Raw genomic sequence first — 16,284 nt, 5'->3', positions numbered from 1 at the left:
TAAACAATATCTTTTATTTAGTCTACCTCACAATTATATATTTAGCTGCTTCTTCTGGTGTAATTGTTCCAGCCTTAAGAAGATTCTCAATACTCTGCTCCATAGTAGACATACCCTTAGATGTACCAGTCTGCAAAGCGGTATAGATCTGGGGAAGCTTGTTTTCTTTGATCATATTTCTAATACCAGAATTAGACACTAGCACCTCATAAGCTGCGACACGCCCCCCCCCTTTTCGTTTAAGCAATCTTTGAGAAATAACTAATTGTAAAGATTCCGCTAACATATTTCTAACAAGTTCTTGCTCAGCTGGTGGAAATACTGATATAACCCTATCTACAGTTTTTATTGCAGACATCGTATGTAAAGTACCTAAAACCAAATGTCCTGTTTCAGCTGCTTCTAAAGCTAAACGAATAGTTTCTAGATCTCGCATCTCGCCAACAAGTATACAATCAGGATCTTCTCTAAGTGCTGACTTTAGAGCAGCATTAAAACTTTTTGTATCTCTTTTGACTTCACGTTGGTTTATCAACGCCCTTTGACTAACATGTACAAATTCTACTGGATCTTCAATAGTCAGAATATGAGCATCTTCATTGTGGTTTATCTCATTGACTAATGCCGCTAATGTACTACTTTTACCAGAACCAGTGGGGCCTGTTACTAAAATTAAACCTCCTCTTTTTGCTTGAACTTCTTTGAGCACCTTTGGAGCTCCAAACTGATCAAGCGTTGGAATAGTATTTTCTAAGCGACGTAAAACCGCTCCGTAACCACGATTATGAAAAAAAGCGTTTACCCTAAATCTAGCATCATTTTCTTTATCATCTATCGAAAAATCGCATTCGTAAGTATTTATTAACTCATCTTTTTGGTCATCTGTCATTATTTCCAGCAGCATTTGAGAGATCATTTTGTCGTTAAGAGTAGGCGATGACTCTATATCTATCAAGTCTCCATCTACTCTATACTTAGCTTTACAACCAGAAGATAAATGTAAATCTGAAGCTTTCTTTTGCACACAGAGAGTAAGGAGTTTTTTTATCATATTTATTTATATTTATGGAATTAGTAATAGTATATAAACTTTATCATTCTTAAAGAATAAAAAAAATAGAAAAACAATAAACTCATAAATACAACAAGTACACAGCTGCCAAGTTATATCACGAAAGCTAAGTTTTCAAAACTCTAAATACAGACATGTTTTATTACTTTTTCTAATGCTCTTTTAAAGAAATTAGCCTTTCTATCATTTGTGACATACCTATTAAAAATTCTTCGCACTCATTAGTATTCTTACCAACTATTTCTTCAATTGGCCCAGAGACACTTAGAATATCTTTGCGAAAGAGCTCTATAGTTGCTGCTGTACCTATATAAATAGCCTCATATAAACATTTAGCTGCAAGTAAGCATTTTGAGTGAATTGAAATCATATTATCAACATCATGAAGAATTGCTGCTCGAACCTTAGGATATAAGGTTTCAAAATCATAAGGGATTTCTAAAGGGTAAGTAAACGAATCTTCAACAGTTGTTATATTTCTAATATCAAAAAGTCGAATAGCTGTTTCATATTGCTCAGTTAACTTTTTTTCCATAAAATCTTCAGGAGTGGTTTTACTCATAAAATTATTACTTTTTGGTTTTCTTGTAGGACTAATAGGTGCATTCATATATTCAACACAGTAATAGTCGTATATAATATGACATTGTGCAGAATGTAGAAAAACTTTCTGTTTTTTAAATTCTTCTTCAAGTTCCTTATTTATTAGTAAAGAATGTTCTGACCATAACTCCCATTGCATAAGCTTAAAAGCAAAATTTTCTTTTTTATTCATAGCTAAAAAATGTAAACTCTTTTTTTGGAAGTTATTACAATTATATATAGAATTTAAAGAAAGCTAAAAATTTTCTAGCTAAATAATTTTTTAAAAAAATTAGCCATTTTTGCAAAGATACAACCTGATTCTGTATCACAAGAGCTATCAGAACTTACTGGAGTTTTATCCATCATATCTTTAAGTACTGTCTGCAAAATACCACCATTTTTTAGATAATCGACATCAACATCAGCATCTAGTCTAGCTAAAGCCTCAAATGTTGTTGTATGCGCAGTACTTGGATGTACAGCTTCTACTACAACTCTTTGACGTGGCTTAATATCATTTAATTTTTTAATATTAAACATCTCCGTACCATCTAAACCTAAAGTTTTAGCATTTTGACCATCTACATATTCAAGTGGTAAAACACCCATACCAACCAGATTTGAGCGATGAATTCTCTCGTAGCTTTCTGCTATAACTACTTTTACCCCCAATAGGAAGGTACCTTTAGCAGCCCAGTCACGAGATGAACCTGTACCATACTCTTTCCCAGCTAATATTACTAGGGGTATACCTTTTTCTTTATATTTCATCGCAGCGTCAAACACATACTGTTGAGAACCATCTAAGTGATACTTAGTAAAGCCGCCTTCTACACCGTCTAGCAATAAGTTACGGATACGGATATTTGCAAAAGTACCTCTCATCATAACTTCATGATTACCACGACGTGAGCCATAGGAGTTAAAATCTTTTTTGTCCACTCCATGTGATTTCAGGTATTGACCTGCTGGGTATTCTTCTGGAATATTACCTGCTGGTGATATATGGTCTGTAGTTACAGAATCACCTAACATTAGAAGAGTTCTAGCACCTTTAATATCTAAATCGTCATTACCTTCAGCAAATTTCTCAAAGAAGTTAGGGCATTGGATATAAGTGGATGATTTATCAAACTCATATAGTTTACCTGTAGGTACCTGAAGCTCTTGCCAATCTTTTGTGCCATCAAGTACCGTTGCATATGCTTTTTTAAACATATCAGAGTTAACCACATCTGCTTGTATAGATGCAATCTCTTCTGTAGTTGGCCAAATATCAGCTAAAAATACATCGTTACCATCAGCATCTTGACCAATAGGGTCTTCTACTGGGTCAAAGTCTACTGTACCTGCTAAAGCGTATGCAACCACATGTATAGGTGATGCTAAATAGTTGGCTTTCACATGCGGGTTTATACGGCCCTCAAAATTACGGTTACCTGAACTTACAGAAGCTACAACTAAATCAGCTTCATTTATAGCATTAACAACAGGCTCATCTAATGGTCCTGAGTTACCAATACAAGTTGTACAACCATAACCAACTAGATTAAAGCCTAAGTTTTCAAGCTCTGGTAATAAACCTGCTTTCTCAAGATATTGAGTAACAACTTGGGACCCAGGAGCTAACGATGTTTTTACAAATGGTTTAACTTTTAGACCTTTTTCATTTGCTTTTTTAGCCAGTAAACCCGCACCTAAAAGTAGTGATGGATTAGAAGTATTAGTACAAGAAGTAATAGCAGCTATAGCAAGTGAACCATGAGTTATAGTTTCACCTAAACCTTTTACTTCAGTTGCTTTTTGTAATTTTTCTTCAGTTAGCCCAAAACCATGTAAACCTTGTTTATGTACTAAAGCTTCTCTAAAAGCTTTTTTCATATCATGGAAAGCCACTCTATCTTGAGGTCTCTTAGGACCTGCTAGATTAGACTCCACATCTGATAAATTTATCTCGACTATACTAGAATACTCAGGCTCTTCAGCTGAATTTTCTCTAAACAAAAGTTGCTCTTTGTACATTTGACGAGCAGCATCAACAAGCTCACTACGGTTAGTATTGTTAAAGAAGTCTAAAGTTACTTCATCAACTGGGAAGAAACCTATAGTAGCACCATACTCAGGAGCCATATTTGCAATCGTAGCTCTATCTGGTAAAGATAAACTTTCTAAACCTTGACCGTAATATTCTACAAACTTACCTACTACACCATGTTTTCTAAGCACTTCGGTAACCTTAAGCACTAAGTCAGTAGCTGTAACACCAGTTTTTAGTTTGCCAATAAGTTTAACCCCTACCACATCTGGTAGTACCATATAGTATGGTTGACCAAGCATAACAGCTTCAGCCTCAATACCACCAACTCCCCAACCTACTACACCAACACCATTGATCATAGTAGTATGTGAGTCTGTTCCAACTAACGTATCAGGGTAGATTACAGCTTCACCATCAATATTTTTAACTAAAGCTCCTTTTGCAAGATACTCTAGGTTAACTTGGTGAATAATACCCATTCCTGGTGGTATTACAACAAAATCATTAAACGCTGTTTGTGCCCACTTAAGTAAGCTGTATCTTTCACCATTTCTTTCAAACTCTTTAGCTACGTTTTGAGCTAAAGCTGTTTTTGTACCATAAAAATCTACTTGTACTGAATGATCAATAACCATTGCTGTATCTACAAGAGGGTTAATTTTATCAGCATCACCACCTGCATCTTTGATAGCCTTTCTCATCGCAGCTAAATCAACTACTGCTGGTACACCTGTGAAATCTTGCATAACCACTCTAGCTGGCATATGAGGAATCTCTGGCCTAGACTCTGCTTTTGCAGCCCAATCTAAAACCTTATGCAGGTCATATTCTTTTACTTTATAACCATCTATATTTCTTAACTGGTTTTCAAGTAACACCCTGATTGAGTAAGGAAGACGAGAAATATCTTTGCCTAACTCTTGACCAAGTTTCTTTAAGCTATATAGCGAATATTTTTTGCCTTTATCCTCTATTTGTAGCTTAGTGATATTTTTAATATCAGACATGCCTTTTAACCTCCGTAGATACTAATTAATTTTTGTAAAATACGAATATATTTTAACCTGTTAATAAAGGTTTGTATATAAATAAGATTTTATTGATATCTGATTTATCAAATACTTGAAAGCCTATTGCTTAAATAAATTATTTCTTACCTTTTAAAGCTTTTAGTAACTTAATTATATATAAACCTTGGGCATAAATAAGACTTATACCATGTGACATCTATTGATTGGTTGTAATTACTCAAATCATCAACGTGTATTGCTTCTAAACCAAGCTAAAACCTTGTATCATATTTTAAAAATATCATTTTAAGCAGAGTAAAAAATGTACGATAAAGACAGTAGAAATGTTATTTTACTAGCAGGGATTGGAGCAATATTAGAGTTTTTTGACTTTGTGCTATACATGATTTTCTCTAAAGAAATATCAGCAACTTTTTTTGCACAAATTCATAATCCAACAATTAAATCTTTTTTAACTATTTTAATATTTTCAATAGCTTATTTAGTAAGACCTTTTGCCGGAACTATCCTTGGTATAGTTGGTGATTTAATTGGACGTAGAAGACTTTTATTATTTACAATACTACTTATGGGTAGTTGCTCATTATGTATGGGCTTAATGCCAGGGTATGCACAGTGGGGGCTGTTTGCAAGCTTTGCTTTTGTAGCTTTACGTATAATGCAAGGGATCGCTTTAGGTGGTGAATTACCTGGGGCATATGTAATAGTTTATGAATCTGTCAAAGGCAAAATAGGCTTTGCTACTGCAATATTGTTTACGTTTGTAACTGGTGGCTTTCTGTTTTCTGATTTTGTTGGATTTGCCTTGGAGTATGTTTTTGGAAATTATGGATGGAGAGCAGGATTTATAATTGGTGGCTTATTAGGTTTTATAGGATATTATGTGCGTAGAAATCTACATGAAACTCCAGCGTTTGAAAACATCGATAATCAAAAAAGACATTCTTTTGGATCTTTAATATCTACTTATAGAGCAAATCTGTTTGCTGGAATTTGTGTAGTTATTACAGTAGCGTTTGGTGGTGTGATGCTGACATTATATATGCATAAATTTGTTGAAGACATCTTACCTAGTTATAATTCTGGACAGATATCTTTGATTTTGATACCTAGTGTTTTAACACTTACTTGCTTTACTTTCTGTTTTGGATTTTTGTCAGATAAATTAGGCATTGCTAAAATGTTTATAGCAGGAGCTGGTCTTATAGTTATTTGTGCTTTACCAGTATTTTATTTAATGAGTTACTTTGGTACAACCTTTTCTATAATTTTAGCTTCGGTAGCTATCATGCTATGCTATACTTTAGTCGCAGCTACATTTATATTTTTATTATGTGATCTTTTCCCAACAGATGTAAGACTTTCTGGAGTTGGGATTAGTTACAACCTAGCTTTTGCAATAGTTGGGGGTATAGCGCCTTTAGTAAGCACTACTATTATTGCTACGACCAAATATCACTTTTTAGGACCATCAATAGTCGGATTAGTTTGTGGCGTAATCGGACTAGTTGGAGTATTCATATATTTTAAAAAAGGTGGTTACTATAAATATAATAAAGATATAGTCGTCAAGCTTTAAAAAAATACGAACCAATATGTGACTGTTATAATATAACTAAAACATAGTTGCCAAAGTTATACTTTTAAAATCAACTCTACTTCTTTAGTAAAGATAAATCTAACCTACCTTTCTTAAATGGCGGGCACCAAAGATAATTAGTTTCAATAATTTTAGAAAACTTAAACACCCCGTCTAGTACACCATCATCACCGCCAAGCATATTCCACATTTGTAGGTTAAAAGATCTAAATGATAGAGCAAAACCTGAAAACATAAATCCGCCATTTAAGTGATCATCCGACCATGGCATAGATTTTCTAAGGATTTGAGCTTCTGGGGAAAAGTTTTCTTTTGCTGATCTTTTGACATGAGCAAAGTCTTTTAAATTTTCAAATTGATGTGAATCATCTAAAGACCTTCCTACACATTCTTCCTTTTCAGATTGACTTACACTAACTAACCAATCAAAATCATGTAGCCATTGTTGCAAGACCCAAAAGCTTGAGCCTTCTAATTTACCATCTGTCACTATTGCAGCAGGCACGACCTCATCACCTTTAGGATTTTCTATGCCATCCTCAAACCCTGAAAGATCATACTTACCGCGGTATGTATAACTTGATACTACTTTTTTTAGCTTAAAAAAATCCTTAAGTGCTTTTCTAACGGCTATCGCATGGTGAAATAATTCTCCTTTATCATCTACCCTTAACCACAACACCAAATCATGTCCACTGTGGTCTGACATTTTATCACTATCAAACGTAGCTTTTTGAAAGTCTAAATCTTTAGGTAGATCAAACTTAACTAGAAGCTCATTACCAAAACCTGCAACTATAGATTGACCATCAACAAATTTTTGCAGAATTTTCAAACCAAACTCAACCTCACTACCAGCATTTAGATCAAACATCATAAATAATGCTGATGAAGGAAGTCTATCTACAATCCCTAATTGATACTTAAGTATCTCCACAATTTTACCTTATAAATAATCCCTATTTACCGGTATAATATAAATAACAACCCAAAAACGCTACAACCAATGATAAAAAAACAAGCTTTTTATTTTTTAATAATAGGTGCTTTAGCTTCTTTAGTAAACTTTATACTGGTTTTTATAATTGTACATTTAAATATTACTAAACCACTTATTGCTAACTTTTTTGCTTATTTAATAGCTTTTAATGTGAGTTATTTTGGTCACAGATATCTAACATTTTCCACAACTACACAATCCCATAAAAAGGCTGCTTCACAATTTTTTATAAATGCTCTAATAGGTCTAGCTTTAAATGAAGGAATATATTATATATTCTTACATGTACTTCATATTCAATATCTAATTGCTTTATTTATAACTATGCTGCTTGTTGCAATCTATACTTTTATTGTAAGTAAATTTTTAATCTTTAAAGCCTAAACCTAGAAGGATAAAGCCCCTCTTATGTCTAACATAAATAGTCAAATTAGCATATATATTCATTTTCCTTGGTGCGTGCGTAAATGTCCTTACTGTGACTTTAATTCACATGCTATTAAAGATGACCTTTACCTATCTGAAAACTACTATAAAAAACTCATAGCTGATTTTGAGTACCATATAAACGATATTCAAGATAGAGAGATTATTAGTATATTTATTGGAGGTGGTACACCTTCTTTATTTAAGCCAAAATATCTAAGCAAAGTTTTAGAGCATATTAAATCACACTCAAAACTAAGTCAAAACTGTGAAATAACTCTTGAAATGAATCCTGGAACTGTTGAAAGAGGCTCTATACAAAGTTACCAAGAGATAGGGATAAATAGAATATCTTTAGGTGTGCAAAGCTTCCAAGATGACAAACTCAAAGCTCTAGGTAGAATCCACAATTGCACAAATGTGTACTCCACTATAGAGGAAATCCACCAATCTAAAATTACTAACTTTAACATTGATATAATGCATGGCTTACCCGACCAAAGTATAGAAGATGGTATATTTGATATATCTCAAGCTATAGCCATGCAACCTACGCATATTTCTTGGTATCAGCTAACTATAGAACCAAATACACTATTTGCAGCAAAACCTCCTATACTTCCAGACGAAACAACTTTAGAAAAAATAGAAATATTAGGTAAACAATTACTAGAAGAAGCAGGCTTTAGACAATATGAAGTTTCAGCTTATGCAAGAAGTGATTTAAATTCCGTACATAATACTAACTACTGGGAGTTTGGTGACTATATTGGTATAGGTGCTGGGTCACATAGTAAGATTACAAACCTTCAAACAAAACAAATTAAACGTATTTGGAAACATAAACATCCCAAAATATACACACAAGCTGACAGTTTTATAAAAGGACAAGACGTAATTTCAAAAGATGATTTAATATATGAATTTATGTTAAATACACTAAGGTTAAAAAATGGTTTTGGTCTTAAAACCTTTGAACAACAAACTTTTTTAAATAAGAACGATATTGAAAATATATTACAGCTTGGGGTTAATAAAGGTTTATTAGAATCTTCTAATAACCATGTTAAGCCAACAGATAAAGGATATTTATTTTTAAATGATTGTATCAACCTATTTGCCTAATCAAACTTTCTAGCATTTTAAAATAGATTTCTCCTCAATTACAATCTAAAATGTAATTTTAAAAAAATTTATTATTTTGAGTAAACTTATGGAAACCTTTTTTAAACTCAAAGAAAATAACACCTCGATTAAAAAAGAATTTTTAGCTGGGTTAGCCACTTTTCTAGCTATATCTTACATTATAGTTGTTAATCCTAAAATACTTGCTACTACTGGTATGCCAACTAATGCTTTGGTTACCAGCACGGTTTTAATATCTGTTATTGCAAGTATCTCTATGGGGCTATTTACACGCAATCCATTTGTAATAGCTCCTGGCATGGGAATGAACATTTTTTTTGCTTTTACAGCTGTAAAGATATATCACTTACCATGGCAAAGTGTTTTAGGTGCAACTTTTTGGTCTGGAATCATTTTTAGCTTACTTGTGATTCTTAATATCAGAACGAAAATAATGCTTAGTTTACCAAAATCCATAAAACAATCATTAGGTGCTGGTATAGGACTATTTATAGCATATATCGGGCTTATCAATAGTGGCTTTATAACCAGTAATTCTGGTATGCTTGCCTTAGCTGATTTAAATATTCATACTGGATTATTTCTGGTTTGTTTAGTAGCTTTAATAGTTTTATTCATAAAGAAAATACCAGCTCCAATAGTTATCGTTATAATATTTGGCTATATATTAGCTCTACCTTTAGAATATTTTTCTTCTGAAAAAATAATTACTCTACCAAACCAACTTGTAGCTCTACCAGACTTTTCATTACTTGGGCAAATTGATCTTGTTAACGGTCTTAAGTTTGCAATTTTACCTACCATCTTTACTTTTTGCTTTTTAAGTCTATTTGATGGCACTGGGACCATATCTAGTTTGTATAGCAGTATGAATAAAGAACATGACCACAAAGATAAAGAATTAAAGAAAACTTTCCTTGTTGATGCTGCTAGTGCAACAGCAGCAGGATTTATTGGCAGCAGTCCTTCTACCGTCGTTGTAGAGTCAGGTGTAGGTATAGCCCAAGGTGGACGCACAGGATTAACAGCAATATTTGCTGGAATAATATTTTTGCCATTTCTATTTTTATCACCTGTAATAACTTCTATACCGTTAGAAGTAGTTTCTCCCGCATTAGTTTTAATAGGAATAATGATGATGCAACAAGTAGTCAAGGTTGACTGGAATGATTTCGTTCAAGCAACCCCTGCTTTTTTCACAATTTTACTAATGACTTTATCTTCATCAATCTCTACAGGTATTGCTGGTGGGATTTTAGTTTGGTTTTTAGTCTCTCTATTTTGCAATAAAAAAGAATTAAATATTACAGCAAATATTATTGCTATATTCTGCTTGATAATGTTTTTACATGCTATGAATTTTTTTAGCTAAATTTTGGCTTATTTTTTTAAATTAAAAAATATTGACAAGTTATTAATAATTTGATAATTTTGTTTTAAAATAAATTAACTAAAAATAAAATGAAGTTATTTTTTATCACAATGTTAGCCTCTCTTGGCTTGTTTCAATTAGCATACTCAGACCATCCTACGCTTTGTAATAGAGACGTTTGTGTTTCTGTAAAAATAGTAAATGAAACTAATTACGCATTTGACTATTCAGCTATGTACATGCATGGTTACAGGGTGCCAGAAAATGATTCCCGCCGACCATTAAGTAATAATAACTTATCTTTCGGAAAATTACACTTAGCAGAGTTAACGTCTAATCCAATACTAATGCCTCACAGTGCCTCACCAGAGCAAATTTATGCTACTAATACTGGCTCTCGTTTATTAGCTGCAAACAGAGATCATGTACTTTTTAGTTTAATGATGGAAAATGGCACTAAAATGGGCCTAAAATATAAAGGAATAGTTGAACCACATTATTGTTCCGTCACAAAGGATGACACCTTTGGAACAGTATTATTCGTCATTATGAAAGATGGGCCTGACCTGAAACTGTATATCAAAATGCCAAAATCTTCAAATTGTAGCTTTCTGATTAATGAAGGTTTTGATCCATACCAAGAGTTTCAAGAACCTCCTAGTAGTAGCCAAATAGTAGATAGCTACTATAATAATACTATGTACGAAAATGAAAATAATTCTCCTTACAATGAAGAATTTTCCCCAGGACATATTGATTACCAAATAGATGTCGCTAAAGACCCCGACCTTGAGAAAAAACTAAATACCATATATGAAAAATATGCTCATAACGCCTAGCCAAGTCTAAATAATTTGTAAAAGTCTAGAGCTGAGTTTTTTACTATTGATTATCTAACCCCACATCTCTTCATACTCTTTTTTATTCCACCCTGTTCTAGCATAGTTACCATCAATTACTAGTGGCCTTTTAAACAATAGAGCATCTGTTACTAAAAGCTTAAATGCTTCTTCTTCTGATAGCTTGACAAATTTTTCTTTTAGATTCATTTCTGCAAAAAGTTTGCCATTTGAGTTAAATAAATCAATAGTTTCAAAATTGCCTAACTTTTTAATTTGTTGCATTTCTCGCCAAGTAGGCTTCTCTTTTCTTAAATTTACATATTCAACTTTTTTACCCTTTTCCTCAAAAAACTTAAGCGCATTTCTTACACTTGTACAATTATTAATTCCAAAAACTTTTATCATATTCCTCCTCCTACTCAAAAAATATTTCACCCGATTTATATGCCTGTAGAATAATATCTAACTCTTTTTTAGTAACTTTATTAGATAGCTTAGGCAGATTATCCATATCAAAAAACTTAACTTCATTAACTTCAAAATTAGGATTATTCTCTCCACCTATTATTTCCGCTAGAAACACTATACTATAAACGTTATAGATTTCACTTTGAATATGCTTATTGCGGTCTATCAAAGCCAAAAATTTCGTTACTTTTATATCAAATCCAGTCTCTTCTTTAACTTCTTTTATACAAGTTTCAACTGGAGATAAATCTATATCACACCAGCCCCCTGGTATTGTCCATTCATCTGGAGTATCAACATCTTGTGCCATTAAGAGTTTATTATTTTCAAAAATAACAACACGTACTCCCGGTTGAGGCGTTGGATAATATATATCTCGATAAATATTATACGGTTGTACATCAGAGTTAATATACTCATGGAGCATTTTTGTACTTAAGTCTAAAAGCTCATGGTAATTATCCAAAGCATAGGGACATTTTGAGTAAGTTACCCCAGTATGTGATATTGCCTGGACTTTTTTTATAAATTCAAAAATCTTGTCTTTCATCTTCTAACTATCTCAACCAACTGTAAATTTTTATCTTATAACTAATCCTTAATCAACATCATTTTCTGTGGATTGATGGTAATTGTATTCATACATAAGTTACTTTTATTCTAACAACTAAGAAGGTCAAAAAACTTTTGAAATTAGCAATAAAAAGCAAAATTTATGGGTTTGACTTAGTACTTTTAATCTCTGCGATCTTAGCTTTCCAAATTTTAGGCCCCTGCTGGTGTGCAGATACTCCTAATGAATCAACAGCAACTGTAACTGGCATATCTTCTACTTCAAACTCATAAATTGCTTCCATCCCAAGATCTTCAAAAGCCACAACTTTCGCTTTTTTAATAGATTTTGAAATTAGATAAGCCGCTCCACCTACCCCCATAAAATAAATTGCTTTATTTTTTTTGATAGAATCAATAGTTGCCTGACCACGCTCAGATTTACCAATCATTCCCATAATACCTGCTTTTTCTAACATAAATGGAGTAAATTTGTCCATACGTGTAGCTGTTGTTGGACCAGCTGGGCCTACAACCTCATCACCAACAGGATCAACAGGTCCCACATAGTAAATAAACTTATCTTTTAGGCTTACTGGAAATTCTTGGCCAGCTTCATACATGTCTTGCAAACGCTTATGCGCAGCATCACGCCCTGTCAGAATTTTACCACTTAAAAGCACATTATCACCTGATCTTAAATCTTCAATTTGCTCTTTAGTTACAGTATCCAAATTTATTCTCTTAACGTCTATGTTTTCAGCTTGCTCTATCACAGGCCAATCTTCAAGCTTAGGTGCTGGTAAATCCACAGCTCCTGAGCCATCTAAAACAAAATGCACATGGCGAGTAGCAGCACAGTTTGGAATAAGAGCTACAGGTTTACAAGCAGCATGTGTTGGGTATTCTTTTATCTTAACGTCAAGCACCGTAGTTAAACCACCTAATCCTTGAGCTCCTATACCTAGTGCATTTACTCGATTATAAATATCTAATCTTAGCTGCTCGGTTTCATTTTGCGGACCATTTTTTATTATATCTTGCATGTTTATTTCTTCACCAAGAGACTCTTTTGCAAGAAGCATTGCTTTTTCTGCAGTACCACCAATACCTATACCGATTATACCTGGAGGACACCAACCTGCTCCCATAGTTGGTAGCATCTCTTCCACCCAATCAATAATGCTATCACTAGGATTTAAAACCTTAAATTTAGATTTAAACTCAGATCCGCCACCTTTTGCAGCAATATCAATTTCAATTTTATCTCCATGCACCATATCAATATGGACAATTGCTGGAGTGTTATCTTTGGTGTTTTTTCTAGCGCCGTGTGGCGGAAAAACCATAGATGCTCTAAGAGGATTATGTTCATCAGCATAACCACGACGTACACCTTCGTTTACAAGCTCCGTAATAGTTCTATCCGTTTTATCAAGCTTAGCATCCATACCAACTTTAACAAAAGCACAGACCATCCCTGTATCCTGACAGATAGGACGCTTACCAATAGCTGACATTCTCGAATTTATAAGTATTTGAGCCATAGCATCTTTAGCTGGTTTAGACTCCTCACGTTGATAAGCCTCATACATAGCGTCAACAAAATCTTTCGGATGGTAATAAGAAATATATTGCAATGCGTCTGCAACACTATTGATCAAATCTTCTGCTTTTATAATAGCCATTTAAATAAAACCTCTTTGATTAAAATAAAAAATTTCGATGTCACAAAAAGATTATATCAGCTATCAGCTTTGGTTTTAAGCGGAGCTTTATTTTTTAGATTTATAATATGAGTTTAATAAACTTATCGTATTATAGGCTATCACTATAACTAATAGCCATTGTAACTGCTCTGTTGATAGTGCTGTGACAACATTAAAACCTATAAAAACTCCGATTATACCAAAAATTCCCACTATAAGGGCTTTTTTCAAGGGAATAGCATTATTAAAAGTAAATGCAAAAGTTGTTACTGGTTGCTGAATAGCACCTGCTGCAGTCATAATAGGAAAAGCAACAAGAGGTGACATCCCCAGTAAAAAGAGTATAGCCTGAACCAAAGCAAAAAGCCCCACACCAAAACACACCAAAAAACCCGCCACAAACATTCCAATAAAACCTAACACTAGTTTGATACCGGAAAGCTTCATCAAAGTGCCACCTATTGGTAAAAAATTTAGCAATTTACCAAGTAATAGAAATATAACCAAGATAAAAGCAAACATCATTATTAGCCTAATTGTTGCTGTGTTAATTTTTGAGGTAAATATCCCACCTATAAAGCCACCTAAGGTTGTCCCTAACACTAGTACAGTTAATGTTAGTATATCAACATGTAAAACGCCTAGGAAAAATATGGCTTCTATAGCTCCCGGTATTACTTGGGCACCATTAACAAAACCTGGAAGTTCAGCATCTTTTACAAGCTTAAAAGTTTTAGCTATTGCTATATTTACAGCAAAACTTCCAACCCCCACAGTATCTGCTAAAAATGCTGTGACTCCAGAACCTGCTAAGATAACACTCTCTTTAAGAGTTGGGTCAGGTGATTTATCTTGCTTTGTTATAAGCTTATACACCATATACACAGTGCAAAGGATAGAAAGCAAAATAATCAAAGAAATTATAAAGAAATACATAGTCTAACTCTAAAGACTCATAAAATATGCTAATGCTAATATTTTTTACATAAATAAACAACTAGCTAAATGGTTTTTGACAAGTTTTGTTCTTCCACTTCAAACTTCACTTAATTTATTCATACGTAGTTCATCTTGAGATTACTAAATGTCTTAGTAAAATTCATAAATTAAGCACAAAAAGTATGATTTAAAAATTAACCCGCATATACAGCATATACAATATTATGCAATCCGTCTTTAGTCGGAAAACTATAATCAAAAGATGGTTGACATACATGAGTATTTTGAAAGTTTGGAGCTGGTATATTCTGGCACCTTTGTGCCAAAACTTCCATTCTACTTTTTTTATGTGGACAATTTAATATCCCTGTAGTTATTTTTCTCACAGTATGTATATTTGGATAAGAAAAATGATGCTTCCATAACACTGCTCTTGCATGTATTGGCCATGCATCTACAGCAATATCTTCAAAAGAATTGTCTAAAGCAGATACGACCACTAAACAATGTCCAATAGGAGACAAGCTAACTATGAGACTTATTTTCACATTACTACTTAACATATCTTTACATAAACAGTAAGCTATCGCGTTAATATTATCACATGTCCCTGCCTGTGCCTTAAGGGCCCAAGCTGCAGCCCGTAACGGATGTGACTGATTATTGTCAATAATTTTTCGTTTGTTAATATCATAAGTTTTATGATTACCATAGCTCCAAGCTGCCCTTGAGGTAGTTGAACAATTATAAGGGTTATCATGGTAATGATTTTTCTGGTTAGAAGCTCCAAATAGCATCAATGATTTAGTTTTTCTAATTACCTCATCAGCTATTTTTAGTATTTCTAGAGTTTTTGGAGAAATTTTATATACATTGGACTTATTTAACGTTTTATCCACCACGGCTGGGCTGTATGGATTATTTACAATATGAGAAGGATTCTTAGTTTCATGACCTTTGACGTAGTTTATTATATGTGATTTATTTGTTGGTTTAGCCTCTACACCTGGCCCATATGTGTTCTTTAAAATATGAGGTGGGGTGGCGATTTCATGACTTTTAACGTGGTCGATTCTTAGTATACGAAAGTTATAATCATATTTTATTAGTAGCTTGCCACAATTTTTGGTTACGCAATTACAAAATACCTGATTTGTTGGTATATCTCTTGCATATAGATGGGATCCGATCATTGGTAAATTAACAGACATTAAAACATGGCATTTTACACATCTAATTACTGGAGCTTTAGGTAATATTTTCATTATCTTCATATCAATTAATTAAAAAAAACAACCTTGATTAGAATATAGACTAGTTAAAATATAATACACAGTCAATTAATATATGATACCTAGCCTGAAAACAATTAATGTTTAAGCAATTACAAAACTGGATATTTTTTGCTTATCCTTGCTATATTAAATGGTCATTTTGAGGTTATTTTTAACATAGTTAGCGCCGTATAATTTCACTTTGCAGCAATCTCTAAATGATTTTAGAT

General features: G+C 33.1%; 14 protein-coding genes. 5 read left to right on the top strand and 9 right to left on the bottom strand.

From position 1 onward, the window contains the following. Nucleotides 1–22: 22 nt before the first annotated feature. From FRA_RS01075 to acnA, 3 genes are all read right to left on the bottom strand, one after another. Nucleotides 23–1,051 (bottom strand): type IV pilus twitching motility protein PilT, encoded by a 1,029-nt coding sequence (locus FRA_RS01075; protein ID WP_035720947.1) that lies wholly within the window; start codon nt 1,049–1,051, stop codon nt 23–25. 172 nt (nt 1,052–1,223) lie between these two features. Next, on the bottom strand, nt 1,224–1,847 hold the full coding sequence (locus FRA_RS01070) for a hypothetical protein (RefSeq protein WP_035720946.1): 624 nt from the start codon (nt 1,845–1,847) through the stop codon (nt 1,224–1,226). A gap of 74 nt (nt 1,848–1,921) precedes the next feature. After that, a complete protein-coding gene (acnA, locus tag FRA_RS01065) occupies nt 1,922–4,702 on the bottom strand; it encodes an aconitate hydratase AcnA (RefSeq protein WP_035720943.1) in 2,781 nt (926 codons plus the stop codon). 325 nt (nt 4,703–5,027) lie between these two features. Between acnA and FRA_RS01060 the strand changes: the two genes are divergently transcribed. Further along, on the top strand, nt 5,028–6,305 hold the full coding sequence (locus FRA_RS01060) for an MFS transporter (protein ID WP_035720941.1): 1,278 nt from the start codon (nt 5,028–5,030) through the stop codon (nt 6,303–6,305). A 76-nt stretch (nt 6,306–6,381) separates the two neighbouring features. Here the strand turns inward: FRA_RS01060 and FRA_RS01055 are convergent, their stop codons facing one another. Beyond that, complete coding sequence (locus FRA_RS01055) at nt 6,382–7,263, bottom strand: Dyp-type peroxidase (protein ID WP_035720939.1); 882 nt, start codon at nt 7,261–7,263, stop codon at nt 6,382–6,384. Between the two features lie 69 nt (nt 7,264–7,332). On the opposite strand from FRA_RS01055, the gene FRA_RS01050 reads away from it, so the two are divergent. The 4 genes from FRA_RS01050 to FRA_RS01035 all read left to right on the top strand — a co-directional run bounded on the left by FRA_RS01050 (nt 7,333) and on the right by FRA_RS01035 (nt 11,109). Next, nucleotides 7,333–7,710, top strand: a complete 378-nt coding sequence (locus FRA_RS01050; protein WP_035720937.1) for a GtrA family protein — start codon at nt 7,333–7,335, stop codon at nt 7,708–7,710. A gap of 24 nt (nt 7,711–7,734) precedes the next feature. Further along, nucleotides 7,735–8,877, top strand: coding sequence for a radical SAM family heme chaperone HemW (hemW, locus tag FRA_RS01045; RefSeq protein WP_035720935.1), 1,143 nt, complete (start codon nt 7,735–7,737; stop codon nt 8,875–8,877). 73 nt (nt 8,878–8,950) lie between these two features. Then, complete coding sequence (locus FRA_RS01040) at nt 8,951–10,270, top strand: NCS2 family permease (protein WP_155960895.1); 1,320 nt, start codon at nt 8,951–8,953, stop codon at nt 10,268–10,270. An 89-nt stretch (nt 10,271–10,359) separates the two neighbouring features. Further along, entirely contained in the window at nt 10,360–11,109 is a 750-nt protein-coding gene (locus FRA_RS01035) for a hypothetical protein (protein WP_035720931.1), read from the top strand. Nucleotides 11,110–11,163: 54 nt separating this feature from the next. Here FRA_RS01035 and FRA_RS01030 read toward each other — a convergent pair whose 3' ends face one another. From FRA_RS01030 to FRA_RS01010, 5 genes are all read right to left on the bottom strand, one after another. Beyond that, complete coding sequence (locus FRA_RS01030; protein WP_035720929.1) at nt 11,164–11,517, bottom strand: arsenate reductase family protein; 354 nt, start codon at nt 11,515–11,517, stop codon at nt 11,164–11,166. Nucleotides 11,518–11,527: 10 nt separating this feature from the next. Beyond that, on the bottom strand, nt 11,528–12,130 hold the full coding sequence (locus FRA_RS01025) for an NUDIX hydrolase N-terminal domain-containing protein (protein WP_035720928.1): 603 nt from the start codon (nt 12,128–12,130) through the stop codon (nt 11,528–11,530). A 163-nt stretch (nt 12,131–12,293) separates the two neighbouring features. Next, nucleotides 12,294–13,820 carry a fumarate hydratase gene (locus tag FRA_RS01020; RefSeq protein WP_035720925.1) on the bottom strand — a complete coding sequence of 509 codons (1,527 nt, stop codon included), beginning with the start codon at nt 13,818–13,820 and terminating at the stop codon, nt 12,294–12,296. A gap of 87 nt (nt 13,821–13,907) precedes the next feature. Next, complete coding sequence (locus FRA_RS01015; protein ID WP_051686792.1) at nt 13,908–14,777, bottom strand: sulfite exporter TauE/SafE family protein; 870 nt, start codon at nt 14,775–14,777, stop codon at nt 13,908–13,910. Nucleotides 14,778–14,974: 197 nt separating this feature from the next. Next, nucleotides 14,975–16,045 carry a hypothetical protein gene (locus tag FRA_RS01010; RefSeq protein WP_035720923.1) on the bottom strand — a complete coding sequence of 357 codons (1,071 nt, stop codon included), beginning with the start codon at nt 16,043–16,045 and terminating at the stop codon, nt 14,975–14,977. Nucleotides 16,046–16,284 lie beyond the last annotated feature (239 nt).

This window comes from Allofrancisella heilbronnii (genome assembly GCF_000710735.2).
In the GTDB taxonomy this organism is placed as follows: domain Bacteria; phylum Pseudomonadota; class Gammaproteobacteria; order Francisellales; family Francisellaceae; genus Francisella; species Francisella frigidaquae.
This window is presented reverse-complemented; position numbering and strand designations above follow the sequence as displayed.

Excerpts from the sequence above, each read along its gene's own strand:
- FRA_RS01075 (WP_035720947.1), bottom strand. The coding sequence starts at position 1,051 with ATGATAAAAAAACTCCTTACTCTCTGTGTGCAAAAGAAAGCTTCAGAT.
- FRA_RS01070 (WP_035720946.1), bottom strand. The coding sequence starts at position 1,847 with ATGAATAAAAAAGAAAATTTTGCTTTTAAGCTTATGCAATGGGAGTTA.
- acnA (WP_035720943.1), bottom strand. The coding sequence starts at position 4,702 with ATGTCTGATATTAAAAATATCACTAAGCTACAAATAGAGGATAAAGGC.
- FRA_RS01060 (WP_035720941.1), top strand. The coding sequence starts at position 5,028 with ATGTACGATAAAGACAGTAGAAATGTTATTTTACTAGCAGGGATTGGA.
- FRA_RS01050 (WP_035720937.1), top strand. The coding sequence starts at position 7,333 with ATGATAAAAAAACAAGCTTTTTATTTTTTAATAATAGGTGCTTTAGCT.
- hemW (WP_035720935.1), top strand. The coding sequence starts at position 7,735 with ATGTCTAACATAAATAGTCAAATTAGCATATATATTCATTTTCCTTGG.
- FRA_RS01035 (WP_035720931.1), top strand. The coding sequence starts at position 10,360 with ATGAAGTTATTTTTTATCACAATGTTAGCCTCTCTTGGCTTGTTTCAA.
- FRA_RS01030 (WP_035720929.1), bottom strand. The coding sequence starts at position 11,517 with ATGATAAAAGTTTTTGGAATTAATAATTGTACAAGTGTAAGAAATGCG.
- FRA_RS01025 (WP_035720928.1), bottom strand. The coding sequence starts at position 12,130 with ATGAAAGACAAGATTTTTGAATTTATAAAAAAAGTCCAGGCAATATCA.
- FRA_RS01020 (WP_035720925.1), bottom strand. The coding sequence starts at position 13,820 with ATGGCTATTATAAAAGCAGAAGATTTGATCAATAGTGTTGCAGACGCA.
- FRA_RS01015 (WP_051686792.1), bottom strand. The coding sequence starts at position 14,777 with ATGTATTTCTTTATAATTTCTTTGATTATTTTGCTTTCTATCCTTTGC.
- FRA_RS01010 (WP_035720923.1), bottom strand. The coding sequence starts at position 16,045 with ATGAAAATATTACCTAAAGCTCCAGTAATTAGATGTGTAAAATGCCAT.